This is a genomic window from Enterobacter sp. S-33, assembly GCF_028735835.1.
Taxonomy (GTDB): Bacteria; Pseudomonadota; Gammaproteobacteria; order Enterobacterales; family Enterobacteriaceae; genus Enterobacter; species Enterobacter vonholyi.
Window position 1 is genome coordinate 2,531,195 of sequence record NZ_CP117838.1, and the last position, 24,158, is coordinate 2,555,352.

24 protein-coding genes are annotated in these 24,158 nt (G+C 52.6%); 10 read left to right on the top strand and 14 right to left on the bottom strand.

Annotated elements, in window-relative coordinates:
• Window positions 1–2 precede the first annotated feature (2 nt).
• From PUP35_RS12000 to pspA, 9 genes are all read right to left on the bottom strand, one after another.
• Window positions 3–1,055: a zinc-dependent alcohol dehydrogenase gene (locus tag PUP35_RS12000; RefSeq protein ID WP_274239691.1), complete on the bottom strand. Its 1,053-nt coding sequence runs from the start codon at window positions 1,053–1,055 to the stop codon at window positions 3–5.
• A 28-nt stretch (window positions 1,056–1,083) separates the two neighbouring features.
• Entirely contained in the window at window positions 1,084–1,926 is an 843-nt protein-coding gene (locus tag PUP35_RS12005; protein WP_271368047.1) for a carbohydrate ABC transporter permease, read from the bottom strand.
• The gene (locus tag PUP35_RS12010; protein WP_274239695.1) at window positions 1,913–2,794 is read right to left on the bottom strand and encodes a carbohydrate ABC transporter permease; all 882 of its coding nucleotides are present in this window, start codon (window positions 2,792–2,794) and stop codon (window positions 1,913–1,915) included. The genes PUP35_RS12005 and PUP35_RS12010 overlap by 14 nt, the downstream gene beginning before the upstream one ends.
• A gap of 22 nt (window positions 2,795–2,816) precedes the next feature.
• Entirely contained in the window at window positions 2,817–4,109 is a 1,293-nt protein-coding gene (locus PUP35_RS12015) for an ABC transporter substrate-binding protein (RefSeq protein WP_274239698.1), read from the bottom strand.
• 14 nt (window positions 4,110–4,123) lie between these two features.
• Entirely contained in the window at window positions 4,124–5,821 is a 1,698-nt protein-coding gene (locus PUP35_RS12020; protein ID WP_274239701.1) for a sugar phosphorylase, read from the bottom strand.
• Window positions 5,822–6,017: 196 nt separating this feature from the next.
• Window positions 6,018–6,242, bottom strand: a complete 225-nt coding sequence (gene pspD, locus PUP35_RS12025) for a phage shock protein PspD (RefSeq protein ID WP_111965095.1) — start codon at window positions 6,240–6,242, stop codon at window positions 6,018–6,020.
• A 12-nt stretch (window positions 6,243–6,254) separates the two neighbouring features.
• Window positions 6,255–6,614: an envelope stress response membrane protein PspC gene (gene pspC / locus PUP35_RS12030; protein WP_008501237.1), complete on the bottom strand. Its 360-nt coding sequence runs from the start codon at window positions 6,612–6,614 to the stop codon at window positions 6,255–6,257.
• Window positions 6,614–6,838: an envelope stress response membrane protein PspB gene (pspB, locus tag PUP35_RS12035; protein WP_023312045.1), complete on the bottom strand. Its 225-nt coding sequence runs from the start codon at window positions 6,836–6,838 to the stop codon at window positions 6,614–6,616. The genes pspC and pspB overlap by 1 nt, the downstream gene beginning before the upstream one ends.
• 49 nt (window positions 6,839–6,887) lie before the next feature.
• Window positions 6,888–7,556 carry a phage shock protein PspA gene (gene pspA / locus PUP35_RS12040; protein ID WP_023617933.1) on the bottom strand — a complete coding sequence of 223 codons (669 nt, stop codon included), beginning with the start codon at window positions 7,554–7,556 and terminating at the stop codon, window positions 6,888–6,890.
• A 166-nt stretch (window positions 7,557–7,722) separates the two neighbouring features.
• Between pspA and pspF the strand changes: the two genes are divergently transcribed.
• The 7 genes from pspF to PUP35_RS12075 all read left to right on the top strand — a co-directional run bounded on the left by pspF (window position 7,723) and on the right by PUP35_RS12075 (window position 15,169).
• The gene (gene pspF / locus PUP35_RS12045) at window positions 7,723–8,700 is read left to right on the top strand and encodes a phage shock protein operon transcriptional activator (protein WP_271368056.1); all 978 of its coding nucleotides are present in this window, start codon (window positions 7,723–7,725) and stop codon (window positions 8,698–8,700) included.
• 87 nt (window positions 8,701–8,787) lie between these two features.
• The gene (gene sapA, locus PUP35_RS12050; RefSeq protein WP_115875366.1) at window positions 8,788–10,428 is read left to right on the top strand and encodes an ABC transporter substrate-binding protein SapA; all 1,641 of its coding nucleotides are present in this window, start codon (window positions 8,788–8,790) and stop codon (window positions 10,426–10,428) included.
• A complete protein-coding gene (sapB, locus tag PUP35_RS12055) occupies window positions 10,425–11,390 on the top strand; it encodes a putrescine export ABC transporter permease SapB (protein WP_069719064.1) in 966 nt (321 codons plus the stop codon). Before sapA ends, sapB begins: the two co-directional genes overlap by 4 nt.
• Window positions 11,377–12,267, top strand: coding sequence for a putrescine export ABC transporter permease SapC (sapC, locus tag PUP35_RS12060; RefSeq protein ID WP_025913072.1), 891 nt, complete (start codon window positions 11,377–11,379; stop codon window positions 12,265–12,267). Before sapB ends, sapC begins: the two co-directional genes overlap by 14 nt.
• Window positions 12,267–13,259: a putrescine export ABC transporter ATP-binding protein SapD gene (gene sapD / locus PUP35_RS12065; RefSeq protein WP_248174393.1), complete on the top strand. Its 993-nt coding sequence runs from the start codon at window positions 12,267–12,269 to the stop codon at window positions 13,257–13,259. The genes sapC and sapD overlap by 1 nt, the downstream gene beginning before the upstream one ends.
• A gap of 1 nt (window position 13,260) precedes the next feature.
• Complete coding sequence (sapF, locus tag PUP35_RS12070; protein ID WP_115875370.1) at window positions 13,261–14,067, top strand: putrescine export ABC transporter ATP-binding protein SapF; 807 nt, start codon at window positions 13,261–13,263, stop codon at window positions 14,065–14,067.
• Between the two features lie 160 nt (window positions 14,068–14,227).
• The gene (locus tag PUP35_RS12075) at window positions 14,228–15,169 is read left to right on the top strand and encodes an ATP-grasp fold amidoligase family protein (RefSeq protein ID WP_274239718.1); all 942 of its coding nucleotides are present in this window, start codon (window positions 14,228–14,230) and stop codon (window positions 15,167–15,169) included.
• On the opposite strand, the gene PUP35_RS12080 is transcribed toward PUP35_RS12075, so the two are convergent.
• Window positions 15,150–16,214 carry an ATP-binding protein gene (locus PUP35_RS12080; RefSeq protein WP_133294564.1) on the bottom strand — a complete coding sequence of 355 codons (1,065 nt, stop codon included), beginning with the start codon at window positions 16,212–16,214 and terminating at the stop codon, window positions 15,150–15,152. The genes PUP35_RS12075 and PUP35_RS12080 overlap by 20 nt on opposite strands.
• Window positions 16,211–16,915, bottom strand: coding sequence for a response regulator (locus tag PUP35_RS12085; RefSeq protein ID WP_133294565.1), 705 nt, complete (start codon window positions 16,913–16,915; stop codon window positions 16,211–16,213). Before PUP35_RS12085 ends, PUP35_RS12080 begins: the two co-directional genes overlap by 4 nt.
• Before the next feature lie 271 nt (window positions 16,916–17,186).
• On the opposite strand from PUP35_RS12085, the gene crrC reads away from it, so the two are divergent.
• The 3 genes from crrC to PUP35_RS12100 all read left to right on the top strand — a co-directional run bounded on the left by crrC (window position 17,187) and on the right by PUP35_RS12100 (window position 21,709).
• Window positions 17,187–17,573 carry a colistin resistant protein CrrC gene (crrC, locus tag PUP35_RS12090; protein ID WP_164850628.1) on the top strand — a complete coding sequence of 129 codons (387 nt, stop codon included), beginning with the start codon at window positions 17,187–17,189 and terminating at the stop codon, window positions 17,571–17,573.
• 124 nt (window positions 17,574–17,697) lie between these two features.
• Complete coding sequence (locus PUP35_RS12095; protein ID WP_164850629.1) at window positions 17,698–18,609, top strand: ABC transporter six-transmembrane domain-containing protein; 912 nt, start codon at window positions 17,698–17,700, stop codon at window positions 18,607–18,609.
• A 4-nt stretch (window positions 18,610–18,613) separates the two neighbouring features.
• On the top strand, window positions 18,614–21,709 hold the full coding sequence (locus tag PUP35_RS12100) for a multidrug efflux RND transporter permease subunit (RefSeq protein ID WP_274239726.1): 3,096 nt from the start codon (window positions 18,614–18,616) through the stop codon (window positions 21,707–21,709).
• A gap of 31 nt (window positions 21,710–21,740) precedes the next feature.
• Here the strand turns inward: PUP35_RS12100 and PUP35_RS12105 are convergent, their stop codons facing one another.
• The 3 genes from PUP35_RS12105 to PUP35_RS12115 all read right to left on the bottom strand — a co-directional run bounded on the left by PUP35_RS12105 (window position 21,741) and on the right by PUP35_RS12115 (window position 24,114).
• A complete protein-coding gene (locus tag PUP35_RS12105) occupies window positions 21,741–22,652 on the bottom strand; it encodes a fimbrial protein (protein ID WP_274239728.1) in 912 nt (303 codons plus the stop codon).
• Window positions 22,653–22,763: 111 nt separating this feature from the next.
• Complete coding sequence (locus PUP35_RS12110; protein WP_274239730.1) at window positions 22,764–23,687, bottom strand: fimbrial protein; 924 nt, start codon at window positions 23,685–23,687, stop codon at window positions 22,764–22,766.
• A 10-nt stretch (window positions 23,688–23,697) separates the two neighbouring features.
• Window positions 23,698–24,114, bottom strand: coding sequence for a fimbrial protein (locus PUP35_RS12115; protein ID WP_274239731.1), 417 nt, complete (start codon window positions 24,112–24,114; stop codon window positions 23,698–23,700).
• Window positions 24,115–24,158 lie beyond the last annotated feature (44 nt).

A 24,158-nucleotide genomic window follows, 5' to 3' on the forward strand; every position in this document is an offset into this window, starting at 1 on the left:
GCTTAAAAAGTGACGCCCATTTTGATGCTCAGTTCCGGATGCTGGTCCACATATTTCATGTAGCTTTCAGCGCTGGTGGTGAAGGTCACAACCGGGTCGATCAGATCTTCACAATGGAGATAACCGTTCATCAGCAGTTCCCAGCAGGTCTCTTCGATACGCTTGCGGCTCCAGCGCGGATAGTCCGGGTTTGGTTCGCTGCAGGCGCGGGAGAAGACAATCTTCGCGTTATTGAAATGCGCCTCGCGGCCGAGGTTAAAGCCTTCAGCGAACGGTTTCGCGAAGGCTACGTAGGAGATGGTGCCGCCGTAGGCGAGCCCGCGCAGCGCGGACTGCAGCGCATCGGCAAAACCACTGGTTTCGATGATCACGTCCGCGCCCTGCTTGCCGGTCAGCTTTTTGATTTCCAGGCCGACATCGGTGCCGATTGGGTTCAGGCAGTGGTCCGCGCCGTGACGACGGGCGATCTCGCAGCGGTGTTCGATTGGATCAACGCCGATAACCACTGACGCACCGGCTTTTTTAGCCAGCTGAATCGCAATCTGCCCGATTGCTCCCAGACCGACCACGACGACAAAGTCGCCCACGCGGACGTTGGCATCACGCACGCCGCTCATGGCGAACTGCGCCGGATCGTAGCAGACGGCGTTCTTCCAGGACGCGCCCTGCGGCATTTTACGCAGCTTATAGTTGTTCACCGCGTTGACGATGACCGTTTCCTGCAACGGGCCGTAGCAGCAGACAAGATCGCCGATCTGGTAATCCGTCACGTCCGCACCGCATTCAATAATGTCGCCAACAACCATGTTACCCAGCTGGAACTTACCGAACTCAATACCGCGCGCTGCGCCCTCTTCACGCGGCGTGAACATCTGCCACTCCGCGTTGAATTCTTCATCAATAAACGGGCTGGCGGCGCGGAAATCCACCACTTCTGTACCGTGTTTTGGCGCGCCAAAACGGGCGCGAATTTTTACTTCATGGACTGCAACCGGACGATCTTCATATTCCACCAGCGCCGCCACGCGTGGCGCTGTCGCAACTAATTTTTTCATGACTGACTCCTTGTTAATATTGGCCGCCTCAGCCCTTCACGCCACCGGCGGTCAAACCACTTTTAATAAACCGTTCAGACAGGGCGTACATGATGACCACCGGAAGCGCCGTCACCAGCGATGCCGCCATCATGCGACCCCAGATATAATCTGGCGTGCTAAAGAGCGTGTTCAGCCCGACCGGCAAGGTGAAATTGCCAGAGCTGGACAGGAAAATTGACGCAAACAGGTAGTCGTTCCACGCCACCATAAAGCAGTAGACAAACACCGATACGAGTCCTGAGATCGCAAGCGGGACGGTGATGCGAAAGATGATTTGCAGGCGGTTGAGGCCGTCCATCATCGCGGCTTCTTCGATTTCGTCCGGGATGGTGTCGAAATAGCTGCGCAGCATGAACACCGCTGTCGGCAATGTCTGGGTCACCATGGTGACGATCAGCGCCAGCTCGGTGTCGTAGATCCCGAGGGCGGTGATGATTTTGAACAGCGGCACCACCAGCAAGATCCCTGAGAACATATATACGGTGTAGAAGCTTGCATTGATCGTCGTGCGTCCTTTAAAACGCAGTTTGGACAAGGCATAAGCACCCAGCGTGCCGAGAAATAGGGCAATCACCGAGGAGGTCAGCGATACCACCATGCTGTTTTTGAAGTAATCCACAAACGGGAAGATCAGCGGGTTAAAGATGTCGATGTAATGCTGCAGCGTCCACTCCTGGGGCAGAATGGTCGGATGGAGCGAGATTGCCTCTTTCGCACTCTTAAACGACGTCATTAGCATCACGAAGAACGGGAACAGCGTGATAACCAGAAACACCGCCAGCCCCAGATAAAAACCAATACGGCTCAGTACGCGTTTATTTGTTGCCATTGAGGTTTACCCTTTTTCTGGTCAGCAGAATCACCGCGAAGATGATCACGAACAGCACGACGGAGATCGCCGCAGCTTTACCCAGGTCATTGAAAGCGAATGCGGTTTTGTAGAGGTAGACGCCCAAAATATCGACCTTGGTAGTCAACAGGTAGACATCCGCAAACATGTAGAACATCCAGATAGTGCGGAGCGTCACCACCGTTGCCAGCACCGTCATAATCGCGGGCAGCGTAACGATTCGAAAACGCTGCCAGGCATTCGCGCCGTCCATTTCCGCCGCTTCATACAGGGATTTATCAATGGTCTGTAAAATCGCCAGGAATGAGATAAACGCGTACGGGAAGTAACGCCAGATGGCGAACAGCACCACCAGTACAAAACTGCTGCCGGGATTGTCGAACCACAGGGGCGCCTGGTCATACAGATGCAGCAGGTCAACGCCCAGATAGTTCACGATGCCGTAGCCGTTGTTGAACATGTATTTCCATGCAAACACCAGCGAAATGGACGGGGTGACGTAGGATAAAATCACCAGTGAACGTGCCGTTTTCCGCAGACGAAACTCCCGGTTAAAGAAGATGGCGACGGCAAGCCCCAGCCCGGTACTGCCGAGCACGACCAGCGCGGTGTACCAGAACGTCATCCACAGCGAGTGCCAGAAGGCGGCATCGCTGAGGATGCGAATGTAATTATCCAGCCCGACAAACACAGCGCTAATGCGCGGGTTAAGCGGCAGTCGTAAAAAACTGATTTCAATATTGGAAATCATTGGCCAGGCCACCAGGCCCCCCAGCAAAATCAGGCTGGGGGCCAACAGCAGCATGGCGAAAGGCATATCTGAACGACCAGAAAACAACGTCTTCATAATTTCCTTCCGCAGAGCGCTCCTATCGTTGTGAAATAAGATCAGTCAGTCGCTTCTGGCTGCTGCTTAACGTTGTATTAAGGTCCTTCTGCCCCACCGTGACGTTATGCACCATGGAACTGATAATGCCGGAGCCCGTTACATCGCCCATGCGGGTGAAGTTTTTATCCCCAACCGCGCCAAACACCTGCACGTTCGGGAACTGCGCAATCAGTTCATAAGGCAGTTGCCCAAACGCTTTAATCACATCGTTGTTTTTCCAGGCATCGGTGCCCACCACTAGCTTGTTCACCGGCAGTGCCGCGCCAGGCGACATCATGACCCAGTCCGTCGCGTTTTGAGCCTGTTCCATCCAGGTCACAAACTTCTCGGCCGCTTCGGTCTCCTCTTCAGTTTGTCCGGTGGTGATCGTCAGGGAGGTGATCATGCCGTACACCGCCGATGACTTTTCAGTCGGGACAACGAAGCCCAGGTTAGAGGGGTTTCCGTCCTTGTAGACGGCAGGCAGGATGTAGGTGGAGTAAACCGCCATAGGCGCTGAACCGTTCATGAAGGCGTCTTTGATCTCCATGACATCGTTTGAACCCGGCATGGTGGTCGCGGCCAGCGCTTTATAAAACGCCAGCGCTTTTGCCATTTCCGGGGTATCGATATCGACGTTCCCTTTGGCATCAAACACGTTTGCGCCGCCGGAAAGCGCAAACTGAGAGAACGACTGCTCGGTCATCACGCTTTCAGCCGTCGGCAGCGCGATGCCGTAATGCTTTTTAGCCGGGTCGTTAAGGCGCTGGCTGGCTTGCAGTAGCTGTTCCCAGTTATGTGGCTCCTGAATGCCCGCCGCGGCCAGCACATCTTTGTGATACCAGACGCCGGAAAGCCAGGCGCTGACCGGCACGCCCGTCCAGGCTGAACCGTCTTCCGTACGAACAACACGCAAGATGCCGTCATAGAAAGTGTTTTCGCCTACCGCGTTAATGGCTTCGCCGATAGCTTTGCGATCCAGCAGCTGTTCCTTGTCCATTACTTTTGCGTAGTCATGGCTGACCTCGATCACTTCAGGCAGCGCGCCGGTTCTCGCCAGCGTAATCACCTTGGTGTTGTAGGCATCCTCTTCCACCGGTACCTGTTTTACCGTGATGCCAGGATTCTCTTTCTCGAACTTTTCGATCAGCTTCGTGATAACCACCTGACGCTCCTGCTCGACTGATGAGTGCATAAACTCAATAGTGACAGCGGACTTTTTGTCATCCTTACAGCCTGATAACAAAGCGCACGAAACCAGTGCTGAAATCAGCACAATTCTGGGCATTTTCATTTTTAAGGTCCTTTTTAGTTTTCTTTAATCCACAACACCTGCCATGGATGTAGGGTCAGCGTTTCATCTGTAATAACTTCTCCTGAAATCAAATCCGTTCCGGATTGCATATCGGACTCTACCGTTTGAATGCCATCACTGAAATTAAACAGCGCCGTTATTTTCTCGCCACAATCCGCCACACGAACGATTTTTAAAACATGTTCTCCTGACGCACTAAAATAAGCCTGGCTGTCAGGGTGGAATGCTTTTTCCGCACGACGCAGCGCGATTAACTGGCTTAACGCACAATAGACCTGATAACGCAGACTGCTTTTATCTTCAAGCGCACTATCAATTTGTCCCGCGGTATATTTCTCGCGATTTATCGCACGGTTATATCCCAGGCGTTTAACACCTGCATAATCATTACGGGAGCCGAGAATACTCTGGATATAAACAGCTGGCACGCCGGGGAAGCTTAAGAGGACGGCATGCGCCAGAATAAACCGGGCAATGCGTTCGCTATCATGACTTTCTCGCGTACTCAAAGCATCCAGATAGGTCACATTAATTTCATACGGGCTTCGTGTGCCATCCGGGTTATTTTTCCAGTTAACCAACGCACCTTCAGCCTGAAGTTTTTCCACAAGCGAGAGGATTTCCGACTCGGGTAAAATTCCGCGTAACGGATTCAGACCAATCCCGTCATGCGAGGCCAGGAAGTTAAACCAGGTGGTTTTCGTGGAAGGCAACGTCAGCGACGCCGCCCACTGGCTCAGCGTACGGACGTCCTGAGAATGCACCGCGTGCAGCACCAGCGGCGGCAAAGAGAATTGATAAACCATCTGCGCTTCATTTTCACCGTCACCGAAGTAAGCAACGTTATCTTTATGCGGAACATTCGTCTCGGTGATAATCACCGTGCCCGGGGCGACAGCCTCGGTAATGGCGCGGAAAAGCTGGATGAGCTGATGGGTTTGCTTAAGATGGATGCAGGTTGTTCCGGGTATTTTCCACATGAAGCCCACAGCATCCAGACGAATGTATCGCGCCCCTTCAATCAGGTAATGCAGCAGCACGTCCACCATCGCAATCAGTACCTGCGGGGAGGCGAAGTTGAGATCAACCTGGTCCTCGCTGAAGGTAGTCCACAGGTATCGCACGCTGCCATCATGCAGTGTGAAAGGCGTAAGAAGCGGTAAGGCACGCGGACGCGTCACCGCGGATAAATCTGTATTAGGATCGACAGAAATAAAGAAATCGTCATACCCTGGCGTTTGCTTCAGGTAATTAGCGAACCATTTGCTTTTGGCTGACATATGGTTGCATACGAAATCAAACATTAAACTGGCTGACTGTTTTAATTCGGCAACGTCTCGCCATGTTCCGGTTTCAGGTGCAACCTCATGATAATCAATAACAGAAAATCCGTCGTCAGAAGACCATGGATAAAAAGGCAAAAGATGGACATGAGAAAAAGAACGAGAAAGCCATTTGTTATAAAAACGTGTAAAAACAGGGAGTGCTTTCTCCCCTTTCGCTGAAAACTGGTCGGCATAGGTTATCAGAACGACATCTTTTTCATCCCAGCCCATTTTACGTTTTTCTGTAATAACAGAGGCGGCCTTTCCGATATTTTCCAGCAGCACATTCAAATGGGCTTCAGAAAACGTTTCCCCGTAAACAAGATTAATGAGTTCTTTAATTTTTGGATTCATTTCATTTTCCATGGTAGCGGTCCCACGAAGTGGCAATCTACTCCCATGAAAAATATCTGTCAACGGACCGGGGAGGTGAAAAAGGTGATTGCAAAGCAGCTCAGCACAATATTGTGAGCTGCCGCAAAGAAAGAACGGGTAAAGAGGAAATGCGGTGAGCTATCGCCAGTCCCTCGCCCGTCAGGGAAAGGACTAGCGCCAGCGGGAATTATTGGGATAAGTAGCGGCGAGAAAGCCGTTTTGCCACCTTTTGCAACAGCGGTTCGAGCGCCACGGCCAGCACCATTCTGATCGGCTTGCGGGCAACGGATTTGATCGCCCAGCCCGCCACGCCTGCCGGGCCGAACCGTAACGCGGTCAGCAGGACCAGTTTACCTGCGATTTTCAGGCCGGGTTTTACCTTCTGACCGGCCTGTTGCCAGTGTTGTTTCATCTCATCTCTCTCTTAAAGCTGACGAAAACGACTTCTCAGCGTAAAGGTATCCGACGTGACATAGCGTTCCATTTCCCGTAACCGCTTCTCACCGGCGGCGAGTTGCGCATCAACCGCATTGAGAAGATCGCTGCTGGTTGGGGCCCCCTCCGCAGCCAGCTCTCCTTCCGGCATCGGGTCAAGAACAAACGACAGCACGATATAAGCTACCAGGGTGATAAATGCCAGACCAAAGAAAATCGACAGCACCGTCACCACGCGTACCAGCTTAACCGGGACGTCAAGATAATGAGCCAGCCCGGCACAGACGCCGCGCACCATGCCCTGCTGTGGAATTCGCCACAGCTTTTTGTTCAGATTCAGTCCAGACATTAACGGTCCCTCCAGTTTGGATGTTCAGCATCCAGGATGGCTTCCAGCGCCTGAATGCGTTCGCGCATTTTGTTCGCCTCATCGGAGAGCTGTACCAGACGCTGTTGTTCACTCTGGGAAAGTTCGCCCCGTGAAGAACGGTTGCTATAGTGCAGCCACAGCCAAATCGGCAAAACGAACAGCACGAAAATTGTCAGGGGAATGGCCAGAAAAAGCGCGCTCATGTGTACTCCTTGTCTTACGATGCGGCACGTTCAGGTGCCGCAGGAATTATTATTGGTTGTCTTGCTTCATTTTGGCTTTCAGTGCCGCCAGCTGCTCGCTGATTTCATCATCAGCCTTCAGGTCGGCGAACTGTTGATCCAGCGACTTCTGCTTACCGATGCCGTGGCTTTCGGCTTCGGCTTCCATCTGATCGATCCGACGTTCAAACGATTCAAAACGGGCCATCGCTTCATCCAGCTTACCGCTGTCCAGCTGACGACGCACGTCGCGGGAGGAGCTCGCAGCCTGGTGACGCAGGGTCAGCGCCTGCTGACGCGCACGGGTCTCGCTCAGCTTGTTTTCCAGCTCGCCAATCTCTTTCTTCATACGGGTGAGCGTGTCGTCCACCAGCGTCACTTCATGCTCAAGCGTCGCGACCATATCAGCCAGCTTCTGTTTTTCGATCAGCGCCGCACGGGCCAGATCTTCTTTGTCTTTGCGCAGCGCCAGTTCCGCTTTTTCCTGCCATTCGTTCAGCTGAGCGGTAGCCTGTTCAATGCGACGCGTAAGCTGTTTTTTCTCCGCCAGCGCGCGGGCGGAGGTTGAACGCACTTCAACCAGCGTGTCTTCCATCTCCTGAATCATCAGACGCACCAGCTTCTGCGGATCTTCCGCTTTCTCAAGCAGTGAGTTGATGTTGGCATTCACGATGTCGGCAAAACGAGAAAAAATACCCATAATCTAATCCTCATAGTTCTGTTATCGGGCTATGCCCTGCTGTACTGATAATACAAACATCATGCCAACTTTTTATCTTATTGATTTCACTGAGCCTGATTGATTTTTATGCAATGAAGGATTACTCTTTCCTGGTGAATATCGCTAAGGAGTGGTTAATTTCATCATGCCTGGATACAAAGACAATTTACTCGGCGAAGCAAACAGCTTTCTCGAAGTGCTGGAACAGGTCTCTCGCCTTGCGCCGCTTAACAAACCGGTGCTAATCATCGGCGAGCGCGGTACGGGTAAGGAACTCATCGCCAACCGTCTGCACTATTTATCCGGGCGCTGGGACGGCCCCTTCATTTCCCTGAACTGCGCGGCGCTGAATGAAAACCTGCTCGACACCGAGCTCTTCGGCCATGAAGCGGGTGCATTTACCGGTGCCCAGAAACGCCATCCAGGACGATTTGAGCGCGCCGACGGCGGTACGCTGTTTCTGGATGAACTGGCCACCGCGCCCATGCTGGTGCAGGAAAAACTGCTGCGCGTGATTGAGTACGGCGAGCTGGAGCGCGTCGGCGGTAGCCAGCCGCTGCAGGTGAACGTGCGCCTGGTGTGCGCCACTAACGCCAACCTGCCGGAGATGGTGGCGGAGGAGAAATTCCGCGCCGACCTGCTCGACCGCCTGGCCTTTGACGTCGTTCAGCTTCCTCCGCTGCGCGAGCGCAAAAGCGACATCATGCTGTTGGCAGACCAGTTTGCGATTCAGATGTGCCGCGAGCTCGGACTGCCGCTCTTCCCCGGCTTCAGCGATTATGCTCGGGAGACGCTGCTGGCTTACCACTGGCCGGGAAATATCCGCGAGCTAAAAAACGTCGTGGAGCGTTCCGTCTATCGCCACGGCAGCAGCGAGACCGAGCTGGACAACATCATTATCGATCCTTTTCAGCGCAGTGCGACGCCGCTGCCGGCACCAGCGTCTTCAGGCGATCTCCCCTCTCTGCCTCTCGATTTACGCCAGTTCCAGCACGACCAGGAGAAACAGCTGCTGGAGCACAGCCTTAAGACGGCGAAATATAACCAGAAACGGGCGGCTGAACTGCTGGGTCTGACCTACCATCAGTTAAGAGCGTTGCTTAAAAAGCATCAAATGCGCTGACAATATCAGCACTTACCATAGACATTTTTACGAAGCAGGCGTAAGTGCGATACACTTTGCAGATCGAACCTAAAAACCTTAAAAATTATGCGTCTGGTTTTATCGTCCTTTTTTGCACTTGGTCTGTTTAGCAGCCTGGCCTTTGCCGCGCCCGGGCAAACGCCGCAGCCTGACATTCGTGACAGCGGCTTCGTCTATTGCGTAAGCGGCCAGGTGGATACCTTCAACCCGCAAAAAGCGGGCAGCGGCCTGATTGTGGATACCCTTGCCGCGCAGCTTTACGATCGTCTGCTTGACGTCGACCCGTACACCTACCGTCTGGTGCCCGAGCTTGCGGAAAGCTGGGAAGTGCTGGATAACGGGGCAACCTACCGTTTTCACCTGCGCGATGATGTCGCGTTCCAGCGCACGCCGTGGTTTACCCCCTCGCGCAAGCTGAATGCGGATGACGTGGTCTTTACCTTCCAGCGTATCTTCAACCGCAACCACCCGTGGCATAACGTTAACGGCAGCAACTTCCCTTATTTCGACAGCCTGCAGTTTGCCGACACCGTGAAAAGCGTGCGTAAGCTGGACAACCGTACGGTTGAGTTCACGCTGACGCGCCCGGATGCCTCCTTCCTCTGGCACCTGGCGACCCACTATGCATCCGTCATGTCGGCCGAATACGCGGCTCAGCTGACGAAGAAAGATCGTCAGGAACTGCTCGATCGCCAGCCGGTCGGCACCGGTCCGTTCCAGCTGGCCGAATATCGCGCCGGACAGTATATTCGTCTGCAACGCCATGAACACTTCTGGCGCGGTACGCCGCTGATGCCGCAGGTGGTGGTCGATTTGGGTTCTGGCGGGACCGGGCGTCTGTCGAAACTGCTCACCGGGGAATGCGACGTGCTTGCCTGGCCCGCGGCCAGCCAGCTCACGATTTTGCGCGACGATCCGCGCCTGCGCCTGACGTTACGCCCGGGGATGAACATCGCGTATCTGGCCTTTAACACCGATAAGCCACCGTTGAATAACCCTGCAGTTCGACACGCTCTGGCGCTGGCGATTAACAACCAGCGCCTGATGCAGTCGATCTACTACGGCACGGCGGAAACCGCCGCCTCAATTTTACCGCGCGCCTCGTGGGCCTACGACGGTGAGGCTAAAATTACGGAATACAATCCGGCAAAAGCGCGTGAACAGCTGAAAGCGCTGGGGGCGGAAAACCTGACGCTGCAGCTTTGGGTGCCAACCAGTTCCCAGGCGTGGAACCCGAGCCCGCTCAAGACCGCCGAACTGCTGCAGGCGGATATGGCGCAGGTGGGCGTCAAAGTGATCATCGTACCGGTTGAAGGCCGTTTTCAGGAGGCGCGCCTGATGGACATGAATCATGATTTAACCCTGACCGGCTGGGCTACCGACAGTAACGACCCGGACAGCTTCTTCCGGCCGCTGCTAAGCTGTGCGGCGATAAACTCGCAGACCAACTACGCCCACTGGTGTAACCGGGAGTTTGACGCCGTGCTGCAAAAAGCGCTGTCTTCCCAACAGCTGGCCTCGCGCATCGACGCCTATGATGAAGCGCAGAAGATCCTGGCCCAGGAGCTGCCGGTGCTGCCGCTGGCCTCTTCCCTGCGTCTTCAGGCCTATCGTTATGATATTAAGGGCCTGGTGCTGAGCCCGTTCGGCAACGCCTCGTTCGCCGGCGTATCGCGTGAAAAAGACCAAGAGGTGAAAAAACCATGATTATTTTTACCTTGCGTCGTCTCCTTTTGCTGCTGGTGACGCTCTTTTTCCTGAACTTTGTTGGCTTCAGCCTGAGCTATTTCACGCCCCACGCCCCGCTCCAGGGGTCGTCGCTGTGGGATGCCTGGCTGTTCTGGTTTAACGGGCTGCTGCACTGGGATTTCGGCGTATCCAGCATTAACGGGCAGCTTATTTCCGATCAGCTGAAAGAGGTTTTCCCGGCCACGATGGAGCTGTGCATTCTGGCCTTCGGTTTTGCCCTGATGGTCGGGATCCCCGTGGGCATGCTGGCCGGGATTTATCGCAACAAATGGCAGGATAAGTTTATCAGCGCCCTCGCCCTGCTCGGCTTCTCCATCCCGGTCTTCTGGCTGGCGCTGCTGCTGACGCTTTTCTTCTCGCTGACGATGGGCTGGCTTCCGGTTTCTGGCCGTTTTGATCTGCTCTATACGGTTAAAACGGTGACGGGCTTTGCCATCATCGATGCGTGGCTGTCCGATTCCGTATGGCGCCACGAGATGATCGTCAGCGCCCTGCGCCATATGGTATTGCCGGTGCTGACGCTGGCGGTTGCGCCAACCACCGAAGTGATCCGCCTGATGCGCCTGAGCACCATCGAGGTGTTTGACCAGAACTATGTCAAAGCCGCCGCCACGCGCGGACTGTCGCGCCTGACCATACTGCGCCGCAACGTCCTGCACAACGCGCTGCCGCCGGTTATTCCGCGCCTGGGATTACAGTTTTCCACCATGCTGACGCTGGCCATGATCACCGAGATGGTCTTTAGCTGGCCAGGCCTGGGGCGATGGCTGATTAACGCCATTCGCCAGCAGGATTATGCCGCTATTTCTGCGGGTGTGATGGTGATTGGTTCGCTGGTCATTATTGTTAACGTGTTGTCCGATATTCTGGGTGCCATGGCTAACCCATTGAAGCATAAGGAATGGTATGCCTTACGATAACGTATACAGTGAAAAGCGCACGCCCGGCGTGCTGCGTACCGTGTGGCGTAAATTCTATGGTGACACCACGGCAATGATCGGCCTTTATGGCTGCGCCGGTCTGGTATTGCTGTGCGTCTTTGGCTCGTGGTTTGCGCCGTACGGCATTGACCAGCAGTTCCTCGGCTATCAGCTGCTGCCGCCGTCCTGGTCGCGCTACGGCGAAGTCTCTTTCTTCCTGGGAACGGACGATCTCGGACGTGACGTGTTGAGCCGCCTGCTGAGCGGTGCGGCCCCGACGGTGGGCGGCGCGTTTGTGGTGACGCTCGCGGCAACGATCTGCGGGCTGGCGCTCGGTATTTTTGCGGGCTCCACGCATGGCCTGCGCTCGGCGGTGCTTAACCATATTCTGGATACGCTGCTGTCAATTCCGTCCCTGCTGCTGGCGATCGTTGTTGTTGCCTTTGCCGGTCCGCACCTGTCGCATGCCATGTTCGCCGTCTGGCTGGCTATCCTGCCCCGCATCGTGCGCTCGGTTTACAGCATGGTGCATGATGAGCTGGAAAAAGAGTATGTCGTCGCCGCGCGTCTGGACGGCGCGACGACCTTCAACATTCTGTGGTTTGCCGTGCTGCCTAACATCGCCTCAGGGCTGGTCACCGAGATCACCCGCGCCCTGTCGATGGCGATCCTGGACATCGCGGCGCTCGGCTTCCTTGACCTCGGCGCGCAGCTGCCGTCGCCCGAATGGGGGGCGATGCTTGGCGACGCGCTGGAGTTAATTTACGTAGCGCCGTGGACGGTCATGCTGCCGGGTGCGGCCATTATGGTAAGCGTGCTGCTGATCAACCTGCTGGGCGACGGTATTCGCCGTGCAATTAACGCGGGGGTGCAATAATGCCGCTTCTTGATATCCGCAACCTCACCATTGAATTCAAAACCGGTGAAGGCTGGGTTAAAGCCGTCGATCGCATCAGTATCACCCTCGCGGAGGGTGAAATTCGCGGGCTGGTGGGGGAATCCGGCTCAGGAAAAAGCCTGATTGCCAAAGCTATCTGCGGCGTGGCGAAAGACAACTGGCGCGTGACCGCAGACCGTATGCGGTTTGATGATATCGATCTGCTGCGCCTCTCCCCCCGCGAGCGGCGTAAGCTGGTCGGGCACAACGTCTCGATGATTTTCCAGGAGCCGCAGTCCTGTCTCGACCCGTCCGAACGCGTGGGTAAACAGCTGATGCAGAACATTCCCGGCTGGACCTACAAAGGCCGCTGGTGGCAACGCGTTGGCTGGCGCAAGCGTCGCGCCATTGAGCTTTTACACCGCGTCGGGATCAAAGATCACAAAGATGCGATGCGCAGCTTCCCTTACGAGCTGACCGACGGCGAATGTCAGAAAGTGATGATTGCCATCGCGTTGGCCAATCAGCCGCGCCTGCTGATTGCGGATGAACCAACGAACGCGATGGAACCCACCACGCAGGCGCAAATTTTCCGCCTGCTGTCGCGCCTCAACCAGAATAACAACACCACTATTTTGCTGATCAGCCATGACCTGCAAATGCTCAGCAAATGGGCGGATAAAATTGACGTGATGTACTGCGGGCAAACGGTCGAAACCGCGCCGAGTGAAGATCTGATCACCGCGCCGCACCACCCGTATACGCAGGCGCTTATCCGCGCCATTCCGGATTTTGGCAGCGCCATGCCGCATAAAAGCCGCCTGAATACCCTGCCGGGGGCGATTCCACTGCTGGAATCTTTGCCGATAGGCTGTCGTCTGGGGCCGCGTTGCCCTTATGCTCAGCGTAAATGTATCGAGACGCCACGCCTGACCGGGGCAAAAAATCATCTTTACGCCTGTCATTTCCCGCTGAACATGGAGAAAGAGTGAAATGGTCGAAACCTTACTGGAAGTGCGTAACCTGAGTAAGACCTTTCGCTACCGCACGGGGCTGTTTCATCGTCAAACCGTCGACGCGGTGAAGCCGCTGAGCTTTACGCTGCGTGAAAAACAGACCCTGGCGATCATCGGCGAGAACGGTTCCGGGAAATCCACCCTGGCGAAAATGCTCGCCGGCATGGTTGAACCGACTGCAGGCGAAGTGTTGATTGACGATCATCCTCTTACGTTCGGCGATTACTCTTTCCGCAGCCAGCGCATCCGCATGATCTTTCAGGATCCGTCTACCTCGCTTAACCCACGCCAGCGCATTTCGCAGATCCTCGATTTTCCGCTGCGTCTGAACACCGACCTGGAGCCGGAGGCACGCCGTAAGCGCGTATTCGAAACCCTGCGTATGGTTGGGCTGTTACCGGACCACGAAAGCTACTACCCGCACATGCTGGCCCCCGGTCAGAAACAGCGTCTGGGTCTGGCGCGTGCGTTGATTTTGCGGCCAAAAGTGATCGTTGCGGATGAAGCGCTTGCCTCGCTGGATATGTCGATGCGCTCGCAGCTGATTAACCTGATGCTGGAATTGCAGGAAAAACAGGGGATCTCGTATATCTACGTTACCCAGCATCTGGGAATGATGAAGCACATCAGCGATCAGGTGATGGTCATGCACCAGGGTGAAGTGGTTGAGCGCGGCAGCACCGCGGATGTGATGGCCTCCCCGCTTCATGAGCTGACGAAACGACTGATTGCGGGTCACTTTGGTGAAGCATTGACCGCCGATGCATGGAGAAAGGACCGCTAAGCGCGACGGCAAACAAAAATCGTCCCACTAAATTAGGGATTAAATAGACTTCTTCGCTATTTAATCCTTAACTCTTTCGTCTCCATCCCTGCTCCATATTTTATGCAATATCAATCAACAGTTCTTCTCCAGAATACCGGGACATTACGGAGGAGAAGAAATGAACACCACTACCTATGTTCTAAAATATACCGAGTATCTCATCAGAAAATGCCGTTCTTTTTTAATGACGGACCTGCACTTTCATACTATCAGGCTAAAGAAAATATCCGGGCAAAGCCCTGACATTCAATCCCCTACTACGCTGAGTGAAAAAATATGCCATCGTCTGGTCTATGACCATAATAACTTCTACACCATGCTTGCCGATAAACTCGCCGTTCGGGCCTACGTTTCCTCCAGAACAACGCGCGTGAAAACGGTGCCATTAATTGGCGTTTATACCCGGGCGTCGCAGATTGATTTTTCAGTACTCCCTGACAAATTCGTCCTTAAGTGCAATCATGACAGCGGCAGCACAATAATATGTTCAAACAAAGCGCAATTTAACGTCAGGGATGCGTGTAAAAAACTGAGTCTCGCGTTAAAGAAAAATCTCTACTACACCACGCGCGAATGGCAGTACAAAAATATTACGCCCAGTATACTTTGCGAGCCGTTTGTCGATCTCTTCGATGATGCTGACAAAAACACAACGCCGGAAATGCTGAGGATCCATTGCTTTCATGGCGTTGCGCACTATGTTGAAGCGGATTTTACGGATAATAACGGCCAGGGTTTTATCAACGTTTACGACAGGCACTGGAACTTACAACCCTTCCAGATGGAATATCCGAATACACCGTTAGCGCCGGGCGAACCGGTCTTGTTCCGAGAGGCGTTGCTGGCATCCCAGGAGCTGGCGGATGGCATTGACTACTGCCGCGTTGACCTTATGCTAAAAAAAGATGAAATCTATTTCAGTGAAATAACCTTAAGCCCGAGACGCGGTAAACTCTCGATTACCCCGCAGGAATGGGATGCTAAGCTAGGAAAAATATGGCATTTATCGCCGGCAGGCACATTTGACCTGCCGCTCACGCTCACGAGTCGGGCCAGGTGAGCTTAAATATCGAGTGGTTTTGCTTCGATAAGGTATAGGTAACATCGCCACCATGCGCCAGCATGATGGCTTTTACCACCGACAAGCCCAAACCACAGCCTTCCGGGTTCAACTCTCTGGCACCATTATCGCGCTGAAAGGGCTGAAATAAGAAATCATGAAACTCCCCTGGAATACCAGGTCCCCCGTCCTGAATAAGGATATAATTGCCTTTATCAGAAACGCCATTTTTCACGATGAGTGTGCGCGAGGTTGAATAGTGTAAGGCATTATCAAACAAAACGGTCAGACACTGATTGATGCGTAATGGATCGAATACGCATTGCTGATCCCTCAGTTCTGTTTTGATGGTAAATGCCTTACGGTTGAACTCGGGCATGAAGGTATCGAGCGCATTCTGTATTTCCCCTTTAAGATCCGTTCTGGACTGGCATAACGAGTATCCCGCCCCGCCATCCGAACTGATAACCCGGAGATCTTCAATCAGACGGGTTAACCCTTCCGTCTGTTTGAGAAGGTTATTAAACAGAACCGGGTCCGGGGTAAAAACACCGTCAACCAGCCCCTGAAGCCGTCCACGTAAGATCGTGACCGGGGTTCTCAGCTCGTGCGCAATCGCAGCATTCCAGGATTTCCTCTGTATATCAAGCGTCTGTAATTTTTCCGCCATTTCATTGAAATCCGTCACCAGGTGATTGATCTCACCCAGCCGGGAGCTGGCGCAGAATGCCCGTGCGTCAAGATCGCCCTGTGAAATCTTTTTCAGGCTGGATGCTACCGCGTTTAGCGGGGTGAGTATTCGCGATGAAAGTTTGACCGTGAAAAAGAGTGCGATAATCAGACTGATCGTCGTCGCGGTCCCAATCCACACCCAGTCCCACATCGTCATCTGCTCGTCATCGCCCGCAGCAGGACCGCCCGGGAGGTGATCCAGAATAAAGGAGTAAAAAAACCAGGAGCCCAGTATGGCGATGGCAATTATCGTAAACGTCAGCAACAGCATATACGTTAAGATCTGACGACTCAGGACAGACTCTTTGTTCATTTCTTTTCCCCAAGCCGGTAACCCAAGCCTCTTATGCTCTCGGGAACGCCATAAAGGCCAGCAAGTTCCAGTTTTTTACGCAACTTGCTCATATGGCTGTCGACTGTTCTGTCGAGCGTATCACCTTCCGGCAGGCACGCGTTGAGCAACTCTTCGCGGGAACAGACCTTTCGCGGATATCGTACCAGCCAGGTGAGCAATTTAAATTCGGTCGTCGTTAATACCGGGGAGATAACCTCTTCGCCCACGGTGACTTCCACGTAGAAGTCATCCGGATAGACCGTAATAAAGGGCGTTCTGAGCGGCAGGGAACCCGCCTGCTGAAGCGCGGGTTTTGTCCTGCGCAGCACCGCCTCAACCCGTGCGACAACTTCAGAGGGGTTGAAGGGTTTGATCACGTAATCATCCGCGCCCAGTCTCAGCCCCATGAGCTTATCGACATCCTGATCGAGAGCGGAAACCATAATGACGGGCACAGAACTTTCCTGACGGAGCGTGGTAAGTACGCTCCAGCCGTCACATACGGGCAGATGAATATCCAGCAAGATGAGATCCGGTTTATGCAGGCGATTGAGGGTTATCGCCTGCTCGCCCTGCCTGGCCCTGAGCGTTTTCATTCCCGAACGCTCTAAGTAACTCATCAGTATCTCGGCGATTTCGTCTTCATCTTCAACAACAAGGATCAGCGTATTTTTGTTCATATTATCTCCGCGGGTGAAATCCCTTTAAGCACGCTATCAGATATCTTTAGCACAATAAGACACAGCCTCCGCGAAAAAGTGCCATGGTCACGAGAATTTCCCGGTTGATTTAAATGCCCGGTTATTTCTCCACACAACCTACACATTCAGTCAATAAAGACTCGACAATGTCCGTTCAAAATCGCTATTGAGGCATAAGCCTTTGTGCATTGAGCATTGCAAATTACCACTGTTTCTTAAAGACTTTATGAAGTTGGCTGAAATAATGAACATGGAACTTTCAAAATATTTCTCCCCGAAAAAACTGGGCATATACTCCCTGTTTCTGCTGCTGTCGTGGGGATTACTTTATACCTGGCTGGTGCTGGTACACAGAATGGATGAGAAAGTCGCCTCGACGCTACCCTCGTCACCCATCATCTATGGCTGTATCGCATTGTCGGTTGTCTCTCTGATAATCCAAAATAAAGCCGGTGCGTTGACTGAGCTGCTTGTCATCGCCTTCTGGCTAATAGTAATTTTTCTTTATCTCATTATTACGTTCACCGTGTTGTTAAACACAATGCCCGACATCGAGGATCTGGTCTTTTACTACGAGTGTTATTTAATCATTTTTTTTGGTGGAGCCCCGCTGTACCTCATTATGAGAATGATTTGAGCCACCGCTCCACACATCCTCCACAAACCGCCCATTTCCGCTAAACAGGCGCGCGGTAGGCTCTCCATCACACTATTTTGCACAAAAATAATTCACTAAAAAAGTCTGACACGATTTGCCCATAATGATGAACCGTAATAATAATCTTAGTCCTTCTGAGCCTGCCGGAGTGATGCACTCGCTTAAAAAACTCGCGATACGGCACCGGAAAAAACTGGTTGTCACTTTCTTCCTGGTGGTGGCCGAAAACGTAACGTTTCTACTTTACCCCGTTCTGGCAGGTATCGCGATAAATGCCATCCTCGCAGGGAAGACGCTTAACGCCGCGCTATATGGCCTGATGGTGCTTTGTATGTGGTTCATCGGCGCGGCCAGACGAAGCGTCGATACCCGCACGTTTGCACGCATTTATGCCGGCCTCGCGGTATCCGTCGTTCTGGCACAGCGCAAGTATCAGCTAAACCATTCGGCAATCGCCGCCAGGGTAACGCTCTCGCGTGAGTACGTGGATTTCTTTGAAATGCACCTTCCCCTGCTGATTACATCGCTGAGTTCACTGTTTGGCGCCGCAATCATGTTGCTGTTTATTGAATTTTGGGCCGGCGTCATGTGCTTTGCGATTGTATTTGTCCTGCTCGGATTTGTCTCCGGATATGCCCGTAAAAATGAATGGCTATTCATGCGCCTGAATAATCGTCTGGAAAAAGAAGTGGATTATGTTCATAAGGCGGGAACGGCCACTCTTCACCGACATTACTCCACGCTTGCCCGTTTACGTATCGCGTTATCTGACCGCGAGGCGTGGGGCTATTTGTGGGTCGGCGTACTTGTTGCCGCGCTTTTTACGCTGACCATCGTCTGGATGACGCGCTCAACCGGCATCACCGCCGGACATATTTATTCCGTGATGACCTACATGTGGATGTTCGCGACGAGCCTCGATGACGCACCGCAGCTTCTAGAGAAGTTTTCTCAGCTCAGGGATATCGGTAAACGCGTATCCACTGATGAAGAAATTCACGTAACTGGACGTTAATTTAATGCCTCATTTTTTTATTGAACGCCCCGTTTTCGCCTGGGTAGTGGCGCTGTTTATCGTGCTGGCAGGACTCCTGTCTATTCCCCGTTTGCCGGTTGCGCAATATCCGGCGGTGGCACCGCCGGGGATCATTATTTCCGTCAGTTACCCGGGGGCGAGCCCCGATATCATGAATACGTCGGTGGTATCGTTAATCGAGCGCGAAATCTCTGGGGTCGATAATTTGCTCTATTTCGAATCATCCAGCGACACAACCGGTTCGGCATCGATTACCGTCACGTTTAAACCGGGTACGGACATCAAGCTGGCGCAGATGGACCTGCAGAATCAGATTAAGATTGTCGAGCCTCGTCTCCCTCAGGCGGTAAGACAAAACGGTATTAACGTCGAGGCCGCTAATTCCGGGTTTCTGATGATGGTGGGGCTTAAGTCCACGACAGGTCAATTTGAGGAAGCCGACTTAAGCGACTATTTTGCCCGAAACGTCAGTGACGAGCTTCGTCGCGTGCCCGGCGTAGGGAAAGTTCAGCTGTTTGGCGGCGAAAAAGCGCTACGAATCTGGTTGGATCCGATGAAGCTCCACACCTACGGCCTTTCGGTGAGCGATGTGCTTACCGCTGTTGGCCAGCAGAATGCCCTCGTTTCGCCCGGTAAAACGGGAGATGAGCCAGCATCTGAAGGACAAGGGGTAACGTATCCCATCACGGTGAAGGGACAACTCTCCTCGGTAGAGGCGTTCAGGAATATTACTCTGAAGTCTGACGCATCCGGCGCCCGTCTGAAATTGTCCGACATTGCACGCATTGAATCTGGCCTGCAAAGCTACGCTTTCGGTATCCGCGAAAATGGGGTTCCTGCAACGGCAGCGGCTATCCAGCTCTCGCCTGGCGCCAACGCAATGAGTACGGCTTCAGGCGTACGCGCGCGCATCGACGAACTTTCCCAGGTGTTACCCGAAGGAATGGCATTTACGGTTCCCTTCGATACCGCCCCGTTTGTGAAACTTTCTATCATGAAGGTTGTTCAGACATTTGTGGAAGCGATGGTCCTCGTCTTCCTGGTTATGCTGCTTTTTCTGCACAAGATACGCTGCACCCTTATCCCGGCGATTGTTGCCCCCGTTGCACTTCTTGGCACCTTCACGGTAATGCTACTCAGCGGATACTCCATCAATATTCTGACGATGTTCGGCATGGTGCTGGCGATAGGGATTATTGTTGATGATGCCATTGTGGTTGTAGAAAACGTTGAACGACTGATGGAGGAAAAAAGCCTTTCCCCGCGTGACGCTACGCGGCAAGCCATGCAGGAAATCACCCCGGCGATTATCGGGATCACGCTGGTGCTCACTGCCGTGTTTATCCCCATGGGGTTTGCTGAAGGATCCGTCGGGATTATCTACCGACAATTTTGTATTTCCATGGCGGTCTCTATACTGCTTTCCGCGTTTCTTGCCCTGACGCTGACGCCTGCCCTGTGCGCAACGTTACTCAAGCCGCATAAGGCAGGAAAGAGCGGAGGCGGACGGTTCGCGGTCGGGTTTAACGCGCGCTTCCGCTCGCTTACCGCCTGTTACGAAGCCGGGCTGGGTGCCGTTCTGAAGCGAACCGGACGTATGCTGCTCCTGTACGTTGCGCTATGTGCTGCGCTGTTTTTGGGGATGTCTTCCTTACCGTCGTCCTTTCTGCCTGACGAAGATCAGGGCTATTTTATGTCTTCAATCCAGCTGCCTTCTGATGCCACCATGCAGCGTACCCTGAACGTGGTTAAAAAATTTGAAGGGAAAATTGCGGCCCGGCCGGATATTGAAAGCAACATTATGATCCTGGGGTTTGGATTTTCAGGTTCAGGACCGAATTCGGCTATGGCCTTCACCACGCTGAAGGACTGGAAATATCGGCAGGGTTCGACGGCCCAGGATGAAGCCGACCATATACAGGCCAGCATGGCGAACGTCTCTGATGCCGTCACGATGAGCCTGCTCCCGCCGGCCATTTCGGATATGGGCACCTCGTCGGGCTTTACCTGGTACGTGCAGGACAGAGCGGGACTGGGCTACGAGGCTTTAAAGCGAGCTGCCGACGCGCTGGTCCTGCAGGCCAATCAGCGCCCTGAACTGAGTGACGTGTATATAGACGGTCTTCCGGAAGGAACAAGCCTTGCGCTACAGGTGGACAGAGAAAAGGCAGAAGCGATGGGCCTTTCATTTGATGAAATCAACCAGACGCTCTCCGTCACCCTGGGCTCAAATTACGTCAATGACTATACGAACAACGGCCGCGTTCAGCAGGTGATTATTCAGGCCGATGCGCCCTACCGAATGCAGCCTGAGCAGATACTGAAATTATCAGTGAAAAACCGGATGGGTCAGATGGTGCCGGTATCTACATTTGCCACGCTTTCCTGGAACGTTGCGCCGCAGCAGTTGACGCGTTACCAGGGATATTCTGCTATTCGCATTACCGGCAATGCGGCGTCGGGAGAGTCCAGCGGCACCGCAATGAAGGTCATGGAAGGTTTATCCAGGAGCCTGCCTCAGGGTATGGCTGGCGAGTGGGCCGGGAGTTCGCTACAGGAGATAAAATCGGAATCTCAGCTTCCGGGCCTTATCGTCCTGTCGATACTGGTCGTATTTATGGTGCTCGCCGCGCTGTATGAGAGCTGGTCTATCCCATTCGCGGTCATGCTGGTCGTTCCACTGGGTCTTATCGGCGCGGTAGTAGCGGTGTCTGTCGCCGGTATGACGAATGACGTTTTCTTCAAGGTGGGCCTGATTACGCTCATCGGCCTGTCGGCCAAGAACGCCATTCTGATTGTCGAATTTGCCAGGCAGCTCCATCTTCAGGGGCAGCCCCTGCTGGCGGCAACCGTTCATGCCGCCAGCCAGCGCCTGCGCCCCATTCTGATGACATCGTTAGCCTTCACTCTGGGGGTTGTTCCGTTGATGCTGGCCAGCGGTGCGAGCGACAGTACGCAGCATGCCATTGGTACCGGAGTCTTTGGCGGCATGATTAGCGGTACGCTTCTCGCAATCTTCTTCGTACCGGTTTTCTTTATCGTCATCGCGCGTTTCATCAACAACATCAGGAAAGCGTGAATACCTTTGTGGGTTCACGCATCTCTTCAAACTATTGGAGAGTTAATACCATAACTGCGCTTGCTGAAAAGGTACCCGTTGGGATATCACCGATTTTCACCGAGGGATCGCGCACGGGTTCGAATGTTAATTTCTCTGTCTGAGTCCCCGTACTATAGGTTCGGGTATACGTATCCGTTGGGTTGACCAGTTCATCATTCAACGACACAGCCACCGCGAGTCCATTTGCCGATGAGGAAACCATTTCTGTCCCGTCTATATTGATGGCGGTGTATTCAAAACCAATTGTGTAGGTCGCAGAGCCATCCCCCGTACAGGTGATGTTGATATTTTTCTCGGTCCCGGGAAGCGTGCCGGGAACCGCTCCGATTTCAGTTCTGTCCACATCGCCTAATGAAATATTCAGTGTGCTTCCATCGCCAAATGCACACTGAAATGGTGAAGGTAACGGAGTTGATCCTCCCGAACCTTCAGGGCAACTTTGTGGGGTGTTATTAAAAGTAAAGTAATCGCCAAAACGATCTGCAAGCATATAGCAAATATGAATATAATGACCACCGAGTTTTAATTGCGAATGAAATGCCCAGCCGATAACCGATGTACTTAAATCAGATCCCGCATCAATATATGAATCAGCAGTAGTGATTGCCTTATTGTAATTCCCACCAGAGTCAACAACAGCAAGGACAACTCTATAAAAATCACTGCGAGGGACCTGATTCCCCATCCCTATGGTTAACTGGCATCCCGCAATGGCATAATCTTCAGCATTCAAATCCACAAGCGTATCCGGCGTAACAGGACATAGGGTGTTACCTGAACTGTTCTGATGTACTCCCAGAGCACTCCACGAGGCAAAACATGAGAGAGGCAGAAAAAGAAAAGGTAGCACCATTACGAAAATAAACACCAGCATTTCAATAACATATTTAACATTATGCATTCCAATATGTACTCACATTAATGTTGCTGTTTCTGAAAATAGTTCGGCATGTCATCTCACGCCTTCATTTAGCACCACGTCCTGTACTGGTTGTTCGACTTGAACTTCGCACTATTGAATAGTTAATACCATCACTGCGCTAGCTGAAAAGGCACCGGTTGGAATATCACTAACGCTTACCGATGGATTGCGTACTGGTTCAAACTTTAGTGACTCTGACTGCGAACCAACGCTATAAGTCCGTGTGTATGTGCCCGTTGTATTAATTAACTCATCATTGAAGGACATCGCCACTGCTAATCCATTAGCTGATGTCGTAACAAGTTCATCACCTGAAATATCAATCGCAGTATACTGAAAATTAATTGAGTAAGTAGCAGTTCCAGCCCCTGTACACGTCACGTCAATTTGTTTCTCAACAGCAGGTGTTGAGCCTGGCGCAGTACCCATTTCACTACGTGCAACATCCCCTAAAGAAACGTTTAGTGCATTTCCATTATTAAACGAACACTTAAGCATACCGGGTCCGGGTGGTAAATCCGAACTATCTGTTACGTTAGTACAACCCATGGGAGTCGAATTGAACTTGTACATTTTTTGAGTGCTAGTATTTCTTAGCGCGTAACAGATATAAGGATATGGAGAGCCCGCCCCGTAGAGAGGTCCGGTCCAGGCTAGCTGTAAATCTTTCAGCTGCACACCGGCATTTATATACTGCGGGTTGTTCACCCATCCTGTTCGAGTGCCATCGCCAATTGTAGGGGAAAAAAATCCCACGAGAGAATACTGGCCAGATTCAGGGACTGCATTCCCTTCACCAATATCAAAAGAACAAATAGGTGCAGCAGTCCAACCGTAATCAATCTTGGAACTAATATTTTCATCTCTTGATGTTGCACAAACAGTTTTTGAATAATATTGATAACCATATGCTCCCGTCCATGTTGCAAGACTGGATTGGGACCATGCCCCCATAAACAATACGATAATAAAAGATACTAACTTAGAGTAACCGCTCAATTGCCTGAAATGCATATTGTGCCCTTCAAAAAAACTCGGCCATTAACGTTGCTGTTCCTGTAAACGCATCAGCTTGCAGTTCATAAGCAGGATTTTTCTCAAGCTCTACATCGAGCTTCGGAAGAGCATTAACATCCTCAATACCAAATGGAACATTTAAATCCTGAGGCTCTCCATTATTCATAAACTTCAACCACAACCCCGTCGAGCTTGATTCCATTGCGGCCGAATCCCCCGAAACTGGGGTTGCCTTGATGGTCATCTGAATGGTATTGCTGCTCGTCGCCCCTGGGCAGTCCAGCGTGTAATTTAACGGCCGAGTTATATGTCCCGTTGCCACCTTGTTAATACTCACGTTACCAAAAGTGATATTAATCACTTCTCCGTTATTAATCGTACAGGGTTTTCGGTTAATAAGCCTGCCAGTAAAATCAATGGACATGGTATCTCCAGTTTGTGATGCGAGCACCACGTTTACATGCAAAA

Excerpts from the sequence above, each read along its gene's own strand:
- pspF (WP_271368056.1), top strand. The coding sequence starts at position 7,723 with ATGCCTGGATACAAAGACAATTTACTCGGCGAAGCAAACAGCTTTCTC.
- crrC (WP_164850628.1), top strand. The coding sequence starts at position 17,187 with ATGGAACTTTCAAAATATTTCTCCCCGAAAAAACTGGGCATATACTCC.
- PUP35_RS12020 (WP_274239701.1), bottom strand. The coding sequence starts at position 5,821 with ATGGAAAATGAAATGAATCCAAAAATTAAAGAACTCATTAATCTTGTT.
- PUP35_RS12015 (WP_274239698.1), bottom strand. The coding sequence starts at position 4,109 with ATGAAAATGCCCAGAATTGTGCTGATTTCAGCACTGGTTTCGTGCGCT.
- sapB (WP_069719064.1), top strand. The coding sequence starts at position 10,425 with ATGATTATTTTTACCTTGCGTCGTCTCCTTTTGCTGCTGGTGACGCTC.
- sapF (WP_115875370.1), top strand. The coding sequence starts at position 13,261 with ATGGTCGAAACCTTACTGGAAGTGCGTAACCTGAGTAAGACCTTTCGC.
- pspC (WP_008501237.1), bottom strand. The coding sequence starts at position 6,614 with ATGTCTGGACTGAATCTGAACAAAAAGCTGTGGCGAATTCCACAGCAG.
- PUP35_RS12000 (WP_274239691.1), bottom strand. The coding sequence starts at position 1,055 with ATGAAAAAATTAGTTGCGACAGCGCCACGCGTGGCGGCGCTGGTGGAA.
- PUP35_RS12115 (WP_274239731.1), bottom strand. The coding sequence starts at position 24,114 with ATGTCCATTGATTTTACTGGCAGGCTTATTAACCGAAAACCCTGTACG.
- pspB (WP_023312045.1), bottom strand. The coding sequence starts at position 6,838 with ATGAGCGCGCTTTTTCTGGCCATTCCCCTGACAATTTTCGTGCTGTTC.
- sapA (WP_115875366.1), top strand. The coding sequence starts at position 8,788 with ATGCGTCTGGTTTTATCGTCCTTTTTTGCACTTGGTCTGTTTAGCAGC.
- pspA (WP_023617933.1), bottom strand. The coding sequence starts at position 7,556 with ATGGGTATTTTTTCTCGTTTTGCCGACATCGTGAATGCCAACATCAAC.
- PUP35_RS12095 (WP_164850629.1), top strand. The coding sequence starts at position 17,698 with ATGATGAACCGTAATAATAATCTTAGTCCTTCTGAGCCTGCCGGAGTG.
- PUP35_RS12010 (WP_274239695.1), bottom strand. The coding sequence starts at position 2,794 with ATGAAGACGTTGTTTTCTGGTCGTTCAGATATGCCTTTCGCCATGCTG.
- PUP35_RS12100 (WP_274239726.1), top strand. The coding sequence starts at position 18,614 with ATGCCTCATTTTTTTATTGAACGCCCCGTTTTCGCCTGGGTAGTGGCG.
- PUP35_RS12085 (WP_133294565.1), bottom strand. The coding sequence starts at position 16,915 with ATGAACAAAAATACGCTGATCCTTGTTGTTGAAGATGAAGACGAAATC.
- sapD (WP_248174393.1), top strand. The coding sequence starts at position 12,267 with ATGCCGCTTCTTGATATCCGCAACCTCACCATTGAATTCAAAACCGGT.
- PUP35_RS12105 (WP_274239728.1), bottom strand. The coding sequence starts at position 22,652 with ATGCATAATGTTAAATATGTTATTGAAATGCTGGTGTTTATTTTCGTA.
- PUP35_RS12110 (WP_274239730.1), bottom strand. The coding sequence starts at position 23,687 with ATGCATTTCAGGCAATTGAGCGGTTACTCTAAGTTAGTATCTTTTATT.
- PUP35_RS12080 (WP_133294564.1), bottom strand. The coding sequence starts at position 16,214 with ATGAACAAAGAGTCTGTCCTGAGTCGTCAGATCTTAACGTATATGCTG.
- PUP35_RS12075 (WP_274239718.1), top strand. The coding sequence starts at position 14,228 with ATGAACACCACTACCTATGTTCTAAAATATACCGAGTATCTCATCAGA.
- sapC (WP_025913072.1), top strand. The coding sequence starts at position 11,377 with ATGCCTTACGATAACGTATACAGTGAAAAGCGCACGCCCGGCGTGCTG.
- PUP35_RS12005 (WP_271368047.1), bottom strand. The coding sequence starts at position 1,926 with ATGGCAACAAATAAACGCGTACTGAGCCGTATTGGTTTTTATCTGGGG.
- pspD (WP_111965095.1), bottom strand. The coding sequence starts at position 6,242 with ATGAAACAACACTGGCAACAGGCCGGTCAGAAGGTAAAACCCGGCCTG.